This is a genomic window from Streptomyces sp. NPDC048612 (assembly GCF_043199295.1).
Lineage (GTDB): Bacteria > Actinomycetota > Actinomycetes > Streptomycetales > Streptomycetaceae > Streptomyces.
This window is the reverse complement of the sequence record NZ_JBICVV010000016.1, coordinates 1-13,884: the sequence shown is the minus strand read 5'-3', so window position 1 is coordinate 13,884 and position 13,884 is coordinate 1. Positions and strand designations below refer to the sequence as shown.

At 72.5% G+C, this 13,884-nt stretch carries 11 protein-coding genes; 9 read left to right on the top strand and 2 right to left on the bottom strand.

The window, feature by feature from the left end; genetic code table 11:
* Positions 1-251: 251 nt before the first annotated feature.
* From ureA to ACGFN2_RS23135, 4 genes are all read left to right on the top strand, one after another.
* Positions 252-956 carry an urease subunit gamma gene (gene ureA, locus ACGFN2_RS23150; protein WP_393363342.1) on the top strand — a complete coding sequence of 235 codons (705 nt, stop codon included), beginning with the start codon at positions 252-254 and terminating at the stop codon, positions 954-956.
* Positions 953-2,647: an urease subunit alpha gene (locus tag ACGFN2_RS23145; RefSeq protein WP_362610723.1), complete on the top strand. Its 1,695-nt coding sequence runs from the start codon at positions 953-955 to the stop codon at positions 2,645-2,647. The genes ureA and ACGFN2_RS23145 overlap by 4 nt, the downstream gene beginning before the upstream one ends.
* Before the next feature lie 107 nt (positions 2,648-2,754).
* Positions 2,755-3,795 carry an agmatine/peptidylarginine deiminase gene (locus ACGFN2_RS23140; protein ID WP_393363339.1) on the top strand — a complete coding sequence of 347 codons (1,041 nt, stop codon included), beginning with the start codon at positions 2,755-2,757 and terminating at the stop codon, positions 3,793-3,795.
* Between the two features lie 34 nt (positions 3,796-3,829).
* The gene (locus tag ACGFN2_RS23135) at positions 3,830-4,447 is read left to right on the top strand and encodes a TetR/AcrR family transcriptional regulator (protein WP_393363336.1); all 618 of its coding nucleotides are present in this window, start codon (positions 3,830-3,832) and stop codon (positions 4,445-4,447) included.
* Positions 4,448-4,472: 25 nt separating this feature from the next.
* Here ACGFN2_RS23135 and ACGFN2_RS23130 read toward each other — a convergent pair whose 3' ends face one another.
* The gene (locus ACGFN2_RS23130; protein ID WP_393363333.1) at positions 4,473-4,799 is read right to left on the bottom strand and encodes a hypothetical protein; all 327 of its coding nucleotides are present in this window, start codon (positions 4,797-4,799) and stop codon (positions 4,473-4,475) included.
* Positions 4,800-4,946: 147 nt separating this feature from the next.
* On the opposite strand from ACGFN2_RS23130, the gene ACGFN2_RS23125 reads away from it, so the two are divergent.
* Entirely contained in the window at positions 4,947-6,266 is a 1,320-nt protein-coding gene (locus tag ACGFN2_RS23125) for an MFS transporter (RefSeq protein WP_393363330.1), read from the top strand.
* A gap of 281 nt (positions 6,267-6,547) precedes the next feature.
* Positions 6,548-8,179, top strand: a complete 1,632-nt coding sequence (cimA, locus tag ACGFN2_RS23120) for a citramalate synthase (RefSeq protein ID WP_393363327.1) — start codon at positions 6,548-6,550, stop codon at positions 8,177-8,179.
* An 85-nt stretch (positions 8,180-8,264) separates the two neighbouring features.
* Here the strand turns inward: cimA and ACGFN2_RS23115 are convergent, their stop codons facing one another.
* Positions 8,265-8,891: a YceI family protein gene (locus tag ACGFN2_RS23115; RefSeq protein WP_362610708.1), complete on the bottom strand. Its 627-nt coding sequence runs from the start codon at positions 8,889-8,891 to the stop codon at positions 8,265-8,267.
* Between the two features lie 251 nt (positions 8,892-9,142).
* Between ACGFN2_RS23115 and ACGFN2_RS23110 the strand changes: the two genes are divergently transcribed.
* The 3 genes from ACGFN2_RS23110 to ACGFN2_RS23100 all read left to right on the top strand — a co-directional run bounded on the left by ACGFN2_RS23110 (position 9,143) and on the right by ACGFN2_RS23100 (position 13,641).
* A complete protein-coding gene (locus tag ACGFN2_RS23110; RefSeq protein WP_393363324.1) occupies positions 9,143-11,578 on the top strand; it encodes a polysaccharide lyase 8 family protein in 2,436 nt (811 codons plus the stop codon).
* A gap of 216 nt (positions 11,579-11,794) precedes the next feature.
* Positions 11,795-13,378 carry an acyl-CoA carboxylase subunit beta gene (locus ACGFN2_RS23105; RefSeq protein ID WP_393363321.1) on the top strand — a complete coding sequence of 528 codons (1,584 nt, stop codon included), beginning with the start codon at positions 11,795-11,797 and terminating at the stop codon, positions 13,376-13,378.
* Positions 13,379-13,434: 56 nt separating this feature from the next.
* The gene (locus ACGFN2_RS23100; RefSeq protein ID WP_393363318.1) at positions 13,435-13,641 is read left to right on the top strand and encodes an acyl-CoA carboxylase epsilon subunit; all 207 of its coding nucleotides are present in this window, start codon (positions 13,435-13,437) and stop codon (positions 13,639-13,641) included.
* The last annotated feature ends 243 nt before the right edge of the window (positions 13,642-13,884 follow it).

Below are 13,884 nucleotides of genomic sequence, written 5' to 3'. Positions count from 1 at the left end.
GGGCTCCCCTGAGAGGCCGGGCGGCGGGCGGGTGAGGGGCTGCGGCGCTCCGTGCGGGGCCGCCCGCCGGGGGCGGTGCGCGCCGGGCGCGGCTGGGGCCGCCTCACGAGACGTTTAGAGCGGCACTCGATTCACCGCATTTTCTAGAGCAGCGCTCAATGTGACGCACGCCTGTGATTCCGGTCAATGCTTTCGCGTTGCGGATTTTCGTGGTTAGAGTGTTGCTCTAATCGAGCTGGAGGTGTGAGGGGATGCGGCTGACCCCGACGGAACGCGACCGGCTGCTGCTGTTCGGCGCGGCCGAGCTGGCGCGGACGCGCCGGGCCCGCGGACTGCGGCTGAACGTGCCCGAGGCGACCGCGTTGATCGCGGACACAGTCTGCGAGGCGGCGCGGGACGGGCGCCGCCTCGCTCAGGCCATCGAGGCGGCACGCGCCGTGCTCGGCCCGGACGACGTCCTGCCGGGCGTGGCCGAGGTCGTCACCGAGGTGCATGTGGAGGCCGTCTTCGACGACGGTTCCCGGCTCGCGGTGGTCACCGACCCGATCGGCGCCGGCGCGCCGGCGGACGGGGACGAACGGCCCCCCGCGCCCGGCGCGGTACTGCCCGGCCCGGCCGGTGCGGAGCCGGCGCCCGCGGTGGTACTGACCGTGCGCAACACCGCGACGGTGCCGGTCAGCGTCACCTCGCACTTCCACTTCTTCGAGGCCAACCCGCGGCTGGACTTCGACCGCGCCGCCGCCTACGGCATGCGGCTGTGCGTCCCGGCCGGTTCGTCGGTGCGGTTCGACCCCGGCGGCGCCTCGGAGGTCGGTCTGGTGCCGATCGGCGGCGACCGGATCGCGATCGGCTTCGCCGGTCTCGTCGACGGCCCGCTGGACGCGCCGGGCGCGAAGACGGAAGCGCTGCGGCGGGCCGCCGCCTGCGGCTACCTGGGAGCGGAGGAGACGGCATGACGGGCAGCATCGACCCCCACGAGTACGCGTCGGTGCACGGCCCGCGGGCCGGCGACCGGGTCGTTCTCGGTGACTCGGGCCTGGTCGTCCGGGTCGAGTCCGACGCCCAGAAGCCCGGCGACGAGTTCCTGGCCGGCTTCGGCAAGACCGCCCGCGACGGGCTGCACCTCAAGGCCGCCGCGGTCCGCGAGACCTGCGACGTGGTGATCAGCAACGTCCTGGTCATCGACGCGGTCCAGGGCATCCGGAAGGTGTCCGTCGGCATCCGCGAGGGCCGCATCCACGCCATCGGGCGGGCCGGCAACCCCGACACCCTCGACGGGGTCGACGTCGTCGTCGGCACCGGGACCTCGATCGTCTCCGGCGAGGGCATGATCGCCACAGCGGGGGCCGTCGACACCCATGTCCACCTGCTCACCCCGCGCGTCATGGAGGCCTCGCTGGCGTCCGGCGTGACCACCATCATCGGCCAGGAGTTCGGCCCGGTCTGGGGCGTCGGCGTCAACTCCCCCTGGGCGCTGGGGCACGCCTTCGGCGCGTTCGACGCCTGGCCGGTCAACATCGGCTTCCTCGGCCGCGGTTCCTCCTCCGGCGACGCCCCGCTGGTCGAGGCGCTCGCCGAGGGCGGCGCCTGCGGCTTCAAGGTGCACGAGGACATGGGCGCGCACGCCCGCGCCCTGGACACCGCGCTGCGGGTCGCCGAGGACCACGACGTCCAGGTCGCCCTGCACAGCGACGGCCTCAACGAGTGCCTCACCGTCGAGGACACCCTGCGCGTCCTGGACGGCCGGACCATCCACGCCTTCCACATCGAGGGCTGCGGCGGCGGCCATGTCCCCAACGTTCTCAAGATGGCCGGGGTCCCCAACGTCATCGGCTCCTCCACCAACCCCACCCTCCCCTTCGGGCGGGACGCGGTCGCCGAGCACTACGGAATGATCGTCTCGGTCCACGACCTGAAGACCGATCTGCCCGGTGACGCCGCGATGGCCCGCGACCGCATCCGGGCCGGCACGATGGGCGCCGAGGACGTGCTGCACGACCTCGGGGCGATCGGCATCACCTCCTCCGACGCCCAGGGCATGGGCCGCGCGGGCGAGACCGTGCGCCGTACCTTCGCGATGGCGGGCAAGATGAAGGCCGAACTCGGCCCCATGGAAGGCGACGGCGCCCACGACGACAACGCGCGCGTGCTGCGCTACGTCGCCAAGCTCACCCTCAACCCCGCCATCGCCCACGGGCTCTCGCACGAGATCGGGTCCATCGAGGTCGGCAAGATGGCCGACATCGTGCTGTGGAAGCCGCAGTACTTCGGCGCCAAGCCGCAGCTGGTGCTGAAGTCCGGCTTCCCCGCCTACGGCGTCACCGGCGACCCGAACGCCGCCACCGACACCTGCGAACCCCTGGTGCTGGGGCCGCAGTTCGGGGCGTACGGCGCGACGCCCGCCGAGATCTCCGTCGCCTTCGTCGCCCGTGCCGCCGCCGAACAGGGCGGTGACGGGATGCCCACCCGCCGGCGTCGGGTCGCCGTCCGCGGCACCCGGGGCATCGGCCCCGGCGACCTCGTCCGCAACTCCCGTCTCGGGCAGGTGCAGGTCGACGGGAGCAGCGGACTGGTCACCCTCGACGGCGCACCGATGCGCTCGGAACCTGCCGACACCGTGTCCCTGTCCCGGCTCTATTTCCTGTGACCGCGTCCTGCGGCCGTTTCCCGGCCCCGCGCCGGCGGCCGGGCCGCGTGCCGCCCGCCGGCGCGAACCCCCGCCTGTCACACCGCTACACACCCTGAGGACCCCGCATGAACACCCCTGCCGCCGACGGCTTCCGTATGCCCCCGGAGTGGGCCCGGCACGAGCGCACCTGGATGGCCTGGCCCGGACCGAGCTTCACCTTCGGCGAGGAGGGCGGCGGGACGCTGGCCGACGCCCGCCGCGCCTGGGCGGCCGTCGCCCGCGCGGTCCGCCGCTTCGAGCCGGTCACCGTCGTCGCCGGCACCGGCCAGTCGGCGGGCGCCCGGGCGCTGCTCGGCCCCGGCATCGACCTCGTCGAGCGCCCGCTGAACGACGCCTGGATGCGCGACATCGGCCCCACCTTCCTCACCGACGGCACCGGCCGGCTCGCCGCCACCGACTGGGTGTTCAACGGCTGGGGCGCCCAGGAGTGGGCCCGCTGGGACCTCGACGAGAAGATCGCCGAGCAGGTCTGCGCGCTGGCCGGCGCCCGCCGCTACGCGAGCCCCCTGGTCAACGAGGGCGGCGGCCTCCACATCGACGGCGAGGGCACCGTCCTGCTCACCGAGACCGTCCAGCTCGACCCGGGCCGCAACCCCGGCCGCACCCGGGACGAGGCCGAGGCGGAGATCCACGCCCACCTCGGCACCACCAAGGCGATCTGGCTGCCGCGCGGTCTGACTGCCGACTACGGACAGTTCGGCACCCGCGGCCATGTCGACATCGTCGCCGCCTTCGCCCGCCCCGGCACCGTGCTCGTCCACACCCAGCCCGACCCCGAGCACCCCGACCACGCGATCTGCCAGGAGATCGTCAAGCTGCTGGGCGCTGCCACCGACGCCAGGGGCCGGCAGCTGGAGGTCATCGAGGTGCCCGCCCCGACCGTCATCGAGGAGAACGGCGAGCTGGTCGACCACTCCTACATCAACCACTACCTCTGCAACGATGGCGTGGTGCTGTGCGCCTTCGACGACCCGCGCGACGAGGAGGCGGCCGCGCTCTTCCGCCGGCTCTTCCCCGACCGGACGGTGACCCTCGTCGACGCCCGTACGATCTTCGCAGCGGGTGGCGGTATCCACTGCATCACCCAGCAGCAGCCGGCGGTCTGACCCGCAGACCGCCCCAGCCGACCCGGAGGTCCCCGTGCCCGGTCCCGCGCGCCGTCCCCGGCGCCGGCTCACCCAGCCCCGCGAGCAGGTCCTGGCCGCGGCGATGGCCACCATCGCCGCGGAGGGCCTGGACCGGCTGACCATGGCCGGACTGGGCCGCGAGGTCGGCATGAGCAGCGGCCACATCCTCTACTACTTCGGTACGAAGGACGAGTTGCTGCTGCAGACCCTCCAGTGGAGCGAGGAGCAGCTCGGCGCAGAGCGCCGGGCCGCCCTCTCCCGCCGCGTCCCGGCCCGCGAACGGCTCGACGCCCTGGTCGACCTCTACCTCCCCGAAGGCCACCGCGACCCGCGCTGGACCCTGTGGCTGGAGGTGTGGAACCGCTCCCAGAACGCCGACGACGAGACCCGCGAACGCCAGCTGGAACTCGAACTGGCCTGGCACCGCGACCTGGTGGCGCTGCTCGTCGAGGGCGTCTCGAAGGGCGAGTTCCGCCCCGTCGACGCCGAACGCCTCGCCACCCGCACCCGCGCCCTCCTCGACGGCTTCGGCTCCCAGCTCGTCGTCGGCCTCCCCGGCACGGACCGGGAAGAAGTGCGCGGCCACGTACGGGAGTTCCTGGACGAGACGCTGTCGGTCCGGCCGAACTGACCTGGCCGGAGCGGGAGTCCCGTGCTCATGCCTCCCGGTGGAAATGGCGGCGGTACAGCTCGGCCGCCTGCTCCGGCGGGTAGTTGGGCAGCGCGCTGATCCCGCCGTCCGCCTTGGCGACGACGATATGTGAGCCTCCCGGATCGCGCGGATAGGCCCCGGGGGGCCGCGGCGGGAATACCGGATACACCAGATAGCCGAGGTCGAATTCATGGACCCGGAGCGTGGGTTCCTCTCCGTCCGGCCAGACGGCCGGGAAATGACCGCGCCCGATCTCCAGGGCCTCCTCGGCGGAGGCGGGAACGGGCAGCGGCCCGCCGAGTGGTGGCGGCTGCGGTGGCGTCTCGGACATGTGTTTTCGTTTCCCTCCGGCTCGGTGGTTCACCCGGCAGACCGGCCGGTTTCCCGGCCCGTCATGACCGCAACGTACGTAAGTAGCTGCGATCGTTGCCGACCGCGCTCTTGCCGACGGCTCCCGGGTCGACGACCGTAACCGGCTATGGGACGAGAGCAATGGAAAAAGATCTGGGTCGGCTCGGCGGGCAATATGGTCGAGTGGTTCGACTGGTTCGTCTACGCAAGCTTCGCGGTGTACTTCGCGGATTCCTTCTTCCCGAAGGGAAATGACACCGCGAACCTCATGAACACCATGGGGATCTTCGCCGTGGGCTTCTTCATGCGCCCGGTGGGCGGCTGGCTGCTCGGCCGGGTCGGGGACCGCAAGGGCCGGAAGGCGGCGCTCACGCTGACCGTCACGCTGATGTCCGCCTCGGCGGTCCTGATCGCCGTCGCCCCCACCTACGGGGTCGCGGGCTACGGCGGAGTCGCCGTCCTGCTCGTCGCGCGGATGCTCCAGGGCCTGTCGGTCGGCGGGGAGTACGCGGCCAGCGCCACCTACCTCACCGAGGCCTCCGCGCCCGGCCAGCGCGGCTTCGCCTCCAGCTTCCAGTACGTGTCCATGACCGCCGGACAGCTGCTCGGCCTGGGCCTCCAGATCGTGCTGCAGCGCACCCTGTCCGAGGACGCCCTGCACAGCTGGGCCTGGCGGATTCCGTTCATCATCGGTGCGCTGGGCGCCGCGATCGTCTTCTATCTGCGCCGCAACATGCTGGAGACCGAGGTGTACGCCGCGGACGACGGAGCCAACGCCGACCCGGCGCGCGGCACCCTCAAGGCGCTTTTGGCCCACAAGCGCGAGGCGTTCCTGGTCATCGCGCTCACCATGGGCGGCACGGTCGCGTATTACACCTACACGACCTATCTCACCAAGTACCTCTCGGGCAGCGCCGGACTGCCCAAACCGACCGCCTCCCTGGTCAGCTTCTGTGCGCTGTTCATCTTCATGTGCATCCAGCCGCTCGCCGGAAAGCTCTCCGACCGGATCGGCCGCCGCCCGCTGCTGATCACCTTCGCGGTCGGCTCCACGCTCCTGACCGTGCCGATCATGACGCTGCTCCAGCACGCCGGAAGCTTCTGGCCGGCCCTCGGTCTCTCGCTGCTCGCCCTGGTCGTCGTCACCGGCTACACCTCGATCAACGCCTGTGTGAAGGCCGAGCTGTTCCCGACCGGCATCCGGGCACTGGGCGTGGCCCTGCCGTACGCCATCGCCAACGCGCTGTTCGGCGGCACCGCGGAGTACGTCGCCCTGTGGTTCAAGGAGGGCGGCATCGAGTCCGGCTACTACTGGTACGTCGCCGGCTGCGCCGCGGTCTCGCTGATCGTCTACCTCACGATGCGCGAGACCCGCTCCATCGACCTGCACCGGGTCGGCAAGCAGGACACCGGCGAGGGCAGCGAGACGCGTGTGCTCGCATCCTGAGACGGTCCGGGAGCCGGGGGCGGCCGTGTGCCAGACTGCCCCCGTGCTCTCGTTCGCCATGATTATTGGCAGCAGGCGCGCCGGTCCGCAGTGACCGCCCCGTACGAACCGAGTACGGCGCGGCCGCCCTCGTCCCCGACCCGCGCGCAGACCTCTCGCACCCGCGAGGGGTTTTTTCGTTTCCGGCCCACACTCACCGGAGGCGGAGCGCGAGGGACCATGGAGGGACGGTGGAACCGGTCATTCCGGTAGACCGAGATCCCGACAGGAGCCAGACCCGCATGACGGACGCACCCTCCCACCCGTCCCACAGGCCCGCCGACGCGGTGTCCGACGACTTCCACGTCTTCGACACCACGCTCCGCGACGGCGCCCAGCGCGAGGGCATCAACCTCACGGTCGCCGACAAGCTGACCATCGCCCGGCACCTTGAGGACTTCGGAGTGGGCTTCATCGAGGGCGGCTGGCCCGGCGCCAACCCGCGGGACACCGAGTTCTTCCAGCGGGCCCGCGAGGAGATCGACTTCCGGCACGCCCAGCTGGTCGCGTTCGGCGCCACCCGCAAGGCCGGCGTCCGCGTCGAGGACGATCCGCAGGTCGCCGCGTTGCTGGAGTCCGGGGCCCCGGTCGTCACGCTGGTCGCCAAGTCCCATGCCGGACATGTGGAACTGGCGCTGCGCACCACACCCGAGGAGAACCTCGCGATGGTGCGGGACACCGTCGCCTACCTGCGCGCGCAGGGCCGCCGGGTCTTCCTCGACTGTGAGCACTTCTTCGACGGCTACGCCCTGGACGCGGTCTACGCCAAGCAGGTCGTCCGGACCGCGAGCGAGGCCGGCGCCGATGTCGTGGTGCTCTGCGACACCAACGGCGGGATGCTCCCGGCCCAGATCACCGCCGTCGTACGGACCGTCCTCGCGGACACCGGCGCCCGGCTGGGCATCCACGCCCAGGACGACACCGGCTGCGCCGTCGCCAACACCCTGGCCGCGGTGGACGCGGGCGCCACCCACGTCCAGTGCACCGCCAACGGCTACGGCGAGCGGGTCGGCAACTCCAACCTCTTCCCGGTCGTCGCCGCGCTGGAGCTGAAGTACGGACGCCGGGTGCTGCCCGAGGGCAAGCTCGCCGAGACCACCCGGATCTCGCACGCCATCGCCGAGGTCGTCAACCTCACCCCCTCCACCCACCAGCCCTACGTCGGGGTCTCCGCCTTCGCGCACAAGGCCGGACTGCACGCCTCCGCCATCAAGGTCGACCCGGACCTCTACCAGCACATCGACCCGGCGCTGGTCGGCAACACCATGCGGATGCTGGTCTCCGACATGGCCGGCCGGGCGTCCATCGAGCTCAAGGGCAAGGAGCTGGGCTTCGACCTGAGCGGCGACCGCGAACTGGTCGGCCGGGTCGTCGAGCGGGTCAAGGAGCGGGAGCTGGCGGGCTACACCTACGAGGCCGCCGACGCCTCCTTCGAGCTGCTGCTGCGCGAGGAGGTCCAGGGCCGGCCGGTGCGCTACTTCACCGTCGAGTCCTGGCGCGCGATCGTCGAGGACCGCCCGGACGGCTCGCACGCCAATGAGGCGACCGTGAAGCTGTGGGCCAAGGGGGAGCGGATCGTCGCCACCGCCGAGGGCAACGGCCCGGTCAACGCGCTCGACCGGGCCCTGCGGGTGGGGCTGGAGCGGATCTACCCGCAGCTGGCCCAGATGGAGCTGGTGGACTACAAGGTCCGCAGCCTGGAGGGCGCCCTGGGCACCGGCTCGATCACCCGGGTCCTGGTCTCCACCAGCGACGGCCGCGGCGAGTGGTCCACGGTCGGCGTCGCGGAGAACGTCATCGCCGCCTCCTGGCAGGCGCTGTACGACGCCTACGCCTACGGGCTGCTGCGCGCCGGGGTCGAGCCGCAGGAGTGAGCGGCGGGGCCGGGTGACGGCCGCGGCCCCGCACGGCCCTCGGGGAGAGGCCGGCGCGGGGCCGTGGTGCGTGGGGGAGCGGGGATCAGGCCTGCGGGGCGGCCTTGACGGCCGAGATGTCGAAGGTGAGCTTGACCTTGTCGCTGACCATGACGCCGCCGGTCTCCAGCGCGGCGTTCCAGGTCAGGCCCCAGTCGGAGCGCAGGATCTCGGCGCTGCCCTCGAAGCCGACCCGCTCGGCGCCGTAGACGTCGGTGGCCGCGCCGTGGAACTCCAGGTCGATGGTGAGCGGCCTGGTGACGTCCCGGAGGGTCAGGTCGCCGGTGATGCGGTAGCGGTCGCCGTGCACGCGCTCGGCGGCGGTGCTGCGGAAGGTCATCAGCGGGAAGGACTCGGCGTCGAAGAAGTCCGCGCCGCGCAGATGGGCGTCGCGGTCCGCGATCCCGGTGTCGATGCTCGCGATGGTGACGTCCAGGGAGGCGGTGGAGCGGGACGGCTCGGCGCCGTCGAGGTGCAGGGTGCCCTCGTGGCCGGCGAAGGCGCCGCGGACGTTGGTGACCATGGCGTGCCGGACGGTGAAGCCGATGCTGCTGTGCGCCGGGTCGATGGTGTAGTCGCCGGTCAGCGCCGCGAGCGCGGGGTCCGCGGGGAGGGTGGCTGCGGCGGCGGGGGTGGCGGTGTCGGCGGTGCGCTTGCGGTGGAACAGAGCCATGGCTCCTCCTCGGGGACGGCGCACAGGGCGTGCGCGAAGGTTGTTTAAGCTTCAACGACATGCACCGTAACCCAGATCTGGTTCAACATTCAACCTCTTGAGTCCGGCCGAGCCCGCCAGGTCTCCGCCGGACGGGTGGTGCGGGCGCCTCCGGCCCGGTCATTGCCGCGTGGCGACGGCCCGTGCTAGACCATCGGGAAATCCCAAGTGCACAGCGCCACCCCCCAGTTGACGCCTGGAGAGGACCGACCGTGCCACCAGTTCCCGGCCCGCCCGCCTGGTCACGCAGAGGATTTCTCGCCGCCTCCACCGCGGGCGCGCTCGCCCTCACCGTGGGCCCCGCGTACGCCACCCCCGGACCGGCCGCGGCGGCCGACGAGTTCACCGCCCTCCGCCGCCGCTGGTGCGACCTCACCCTGGGGACCGGCTTCGACCCCGCCGCCCCGCCCTACGCCGCCGCCCTCCAGGAGACCGGCGCCCTCGCGACCACCTTCCAGGCCGGCATGCGCCCGACCGCCGGCTCCCTGTGGCCCGACTGCCGCTACGACCCGCCGTCCGGCATCACCCGCAGCTACGGCCGGCTGCAGACCATGGCCCAGGCCTACGCGCAGCCCGGCACCGGCCGTACCGGCGACCCGGCCCTCGCCGAGGCACTCGTCACCGGCCTCGGCCACCTCGACGCCACCGTCTACCACCCCGCCACCACCCGCTACGGAAACTGGTGGGAGTGGCAGATCGGCAGCCCCCGCCTCCTCCTCGACACCGTCGCGCTCCTCGACGAACGGCTGCCCGGGGGCCTCGGCGACGCGCAGCGCGAGCGCTGCCTGGCCGCCGTCGACCACTTCGTGCCGGACAGCATGCTCGGCGACTACACCGGGACCAGCACCGGCGCCAACCGCGTCGACCTGTGCCGGGTGGTCGCCCTGCGCGGCGTCCTCGGCCGCGCCCCCGACAAGATCGCACTGGCCCGCGACGCCCTCTCCCCGGTCTTCCCGTACGTCACCGAGGGCGACGGCCTCTACGCCGACGGCTCCTTCATCCAGCACACCTGGGTCGCCTACTCCGGCACCTACGGCTATGTCCTGCTGGACGGCCTCGGCCGGCTGTTCTCCCTGCTCGCCGGCTCGACCTGGCAGATCACCGACCCGGCCCGGCAGATCATCCATGACAGCGTCGAGCGGGCCTACGCCCCGCTGCTCCACAACGGCCTGATGATGGACAGCGTCAACGGCCGCGCCGTCAGCCGCGGCTACCTCCGTAGCGACGAACGGCACGTCCTGCGCAGCGACCACTACCACGGCCACGCCCTGATCGCCGCCGTCGCGCTGCTCTCCCGGAGCGCGAGCGGGGCCGAGCGGGACCGCTGGCACGCCATGATCAAGGGCTGGATCGCCCGCGACCGCACGCTGCCCGTCCTCACCGACCGGCAGTACGCGGTCGCCGACCTCGCCCGGCTCGCCGCGATCGCCGGGAGCGCGGCGCCCACCGCCCCCGAACCCGTCGGCCACCGGCTGTTCCCCGCCATGGACCGCGCCGTGCACCGCCGCCCCGGCTGGGCCGCCGGCCTGGCCATGGCCTCCCACCGCATCGCGTACTACGAGAACGGCAACGGCGAGAACCCGCGCGGCTGGCACACCGGCGCCGGCATGCTCTCCTGGTGGGGCGCGGACTTCGGCGGCGACCAGTACACCGACGCCTTCTGGCCCACCGTCGACCCCTACCGGCTGCCCGGCACCACCGTCTCCACCAAGCGGCTGGCCGACAACGAGGGCGGCGGCTGGGGCGAGCCCAGGCCCGCCGTCCGCTGGGTCGGCGGCACCACCGACGGCACCTTCGCCGCCATCGGCCAGCACTTGCGCGGACTGGGCTCGACCCTCACCGCCCGGAAGTCCTGGTTCGCGCTCGCGGACTGCGTGGTCTGCCTGGGCGCCGGCATCACCGCCCGTGACGGGGTGCCCGCCGAGACCGTCGTCGACAACCGCTGCCTGGGCGAGTCCGGCACCGCCCGGCTCACCGTCGACGGCGTACCGCAGCCCGGCACCCTCGGTACGGCCACCGCCTTCCGCCGCGCCCACTGGGCCCACCTCGCCGGACACGGCGGCTACGTCTTCCCCGGCGGCGCCCCCCTCACCGCGCTGCGCGAGGCCCGCACCGGCTCCTGGCACGACATCAACAGCGGCTCCTCCCCGCAGCCGTTCACCCGCCGCTACCTCACCCTCTGGCACGACCACGGCACCGACCCCACCGACGCCGGCTACGCCTATCTCCTCATGCCGGGCGCCACCCCGCGCGCCCTCGCCGCCCGTGCCGCCGACCGGCACTGGCTGACCGTGCTCGCCAACGACGCGGGCGCGCAGGCGATCGCCGTCGACCCGCTCGGCGTAACGGCCGCCAACTTCTGGCGGGCGGGCGCCGCCGGGCCGCTCACCGCCGACGGCCCCGCGAGCGTGCTGGTCCGGGAGCGGCGCCGGGGGCGGACGGCGGGCCGCGGGCACACCGCGCGGCTGTGCCTCGCCGCCCCCGAGCGCACCGGCGAGACACTGGAGATCACCTGGTCGCGGCCGGTGGGCGCGGTGCTCGCCCGTGACCCGGCGATCGAGGTGCTGGCCACCGGGCGGGCCCTGAGACTGCGCCTGACCCCCGGTACCGGCTGCGCCACCCACACCTGCACGGTGCGGCTGCGCTGACCGGAACCCGGCCCTCCCGACCAATCGGTCACCACAACAACGCTCGGCCGCTCTTTGTCGAGCCCATACAGACGCCGGAAGGCCCCGCCACCCGAACGGACGCCGGGACGCGGGGCGCGTACAGCACGGTTCTGTACTGCCTGCCCACCAAATCGCATGCGACGTTGTACGAAACCGACATCGGTGCGCGGCGCCCCGCCCACGTACCGTCGAGGCATGACCACTGTCGAAGATCTGCCCGCCGGCGCCAACGACGCCCGCGGGCGCGTCGCCGAGTTGCACGCCATCCGCGAGCAGGTCCGGCGGGGCCCCAGCGAGCGTGCCACCGAAGCGCAGCGCGCCAAGGGCAAGCTGACCGCCCGCGAGCGGATCGAGCTGCTGCTCGACGAGGGTTCGTTCAACGAGGTCGAGCCGCTCCGGCGGCACCGGGCGACGGGCTTCGGCCTGGAGGCCAAGAAGCCCTACACCGACGGTGTGATCACCGGCTGGGGCACCGTGCACGGCCGGACCGTCTTCACCTACGCGCACGACTTCCGGATCTTCGGCGGTGCGCTGGGCGAGGCCCACGCCACCAAGATCCACAAGATCATGGACATGGCCATCCAGGCCGGTGCGCCGCTGGTGTCGCTGAACGACGGCGCCGGCGCCCGTATCCAGGAGGGCGTCTCCGCGCTCGCCGGCTACGGCGGCATCTTCCAGCGCAACACCAAGGCCTCGGGTGTCATCCCGCAGATCTCCGTCATGCTCGGCCCCTGCGCCGGCGGCGCCGCCTACTCCCCGGCGCTGACCGACTTCGTCTTCATGGTCCGCGAGACCTCGCAGATGTTCATCACCGGCCCCGACGTGGTGCGCGCGGTGACCGGCGAGGAGATCACCCAGAACGGCCTGGGCGGCGCCGATGTGCACGCCGAGACCTCGGGCGTGGCCCACTTCGCGTACGACGACGAGGCCACCTGCCTGGAGGAGGTCCGCTACCTCCTCTCCCTGCTGCCGGCCAACAACCGGGAGAACCCGCCGACCGTCCCCTGCGAGGACCCCGCCGACCGCTCCGGCGACGCGCTGCTGGACCTGGTCCCCGCCGACGGCAACCGCCCGTACGACATGCGCAAGGTCATCGAGGAGCTCGTCGACGACGGCGAGTTCCTGGAGGTCCACGAGCGCTGGGCGACCAACATCATCTGCGCGCTGTCCCGGCTCGACGGCCGCGTGGTGGGCATCATCGCCAACCAGCCGCAGTCGCTGGCCGGTGTCCTGGACATCGAGGCGTCCGAGAAGTCGGCCCGCTTCGTCCAGATGTGCGACGCCTTCAACATCCCGATCGTCACCCTGCTCGACGTCCCCGGCTTCCTGCCCGGCGTCGACCAGGAGCACGGCGGCATCATCCGGCACGGCGCCAAGCTGCTGTACGCCTACTGCAACGCCACCGTCCCGCGGATCTCCCTGGTCCTGCGCAAGGCGTACGGCGGCGCCTACATCGTCATGGACTCGCAGTCCATCGGCGCCGACCTGACCTACGCCTGGCCGACGAACGAGATCGCGGTCATGGGCGCCGAGGGCGCCGCCAACGTCATCTTCCGCAAGCAGATCGCCGAGGCGGACGACTCCGAGGCCATGCGGGTGCGCATGGTCAAGGAGTACAAGTCCGAGCTGATGCACCCCTACTACGCGGCCGAGCGCGGCCTGGTCGACGACGTCATCGACCCCGCCGAGACCCGCCAGGTGCTCATCCGCGCCCTGGAGATGCTGCGCACCAAGCATGCGGACCTGCCGGCCCGTAAGCACGGCAACCCGCCCCAGTAGCCACACCCCGCACCCGCACCCGGCACGACGCCCATCGCGACGACGGAGAAGACACCGTGAACTCTGCCCACCGCACCGACTCCATCCGCGTGGAGAAGGGACAGGCCAGCGAGGAAGAACTTGCCGCCCTGACCGCCGTCCTGCTCGCCCGCGCCGCGCACCGGCCCGCGGCGGCCCCCGCCCACCCGCGTGCCACGGCCGCGCGGTGGCGGCGGCTGGAGCGGCAGGGTGGTTTCCATGGGGCTACCAGCTGGCAGCGGTAGCGCGCGCCGCGCGCCGTTTCGACGAGGGGCTTCCGCGGTGCGGGGGTCCCTCGTCGTCGTTTGTTTGTCTGCGGGGTGCGTTGTGGCTGGGCGCGCAGTTCCCCGCGCCCCTTTGGGGCGCGATCTGGTCGCCGTGTGGGGCGTTGGTGCGGGCCCGGTGGTGGCTTGCGCCTGCGGGGCCTGTGGTTGCCGCGGGGGTCGGAGGGGACGCACCGGGGCCCGTCCTCGGCGCGGGCGACGCGG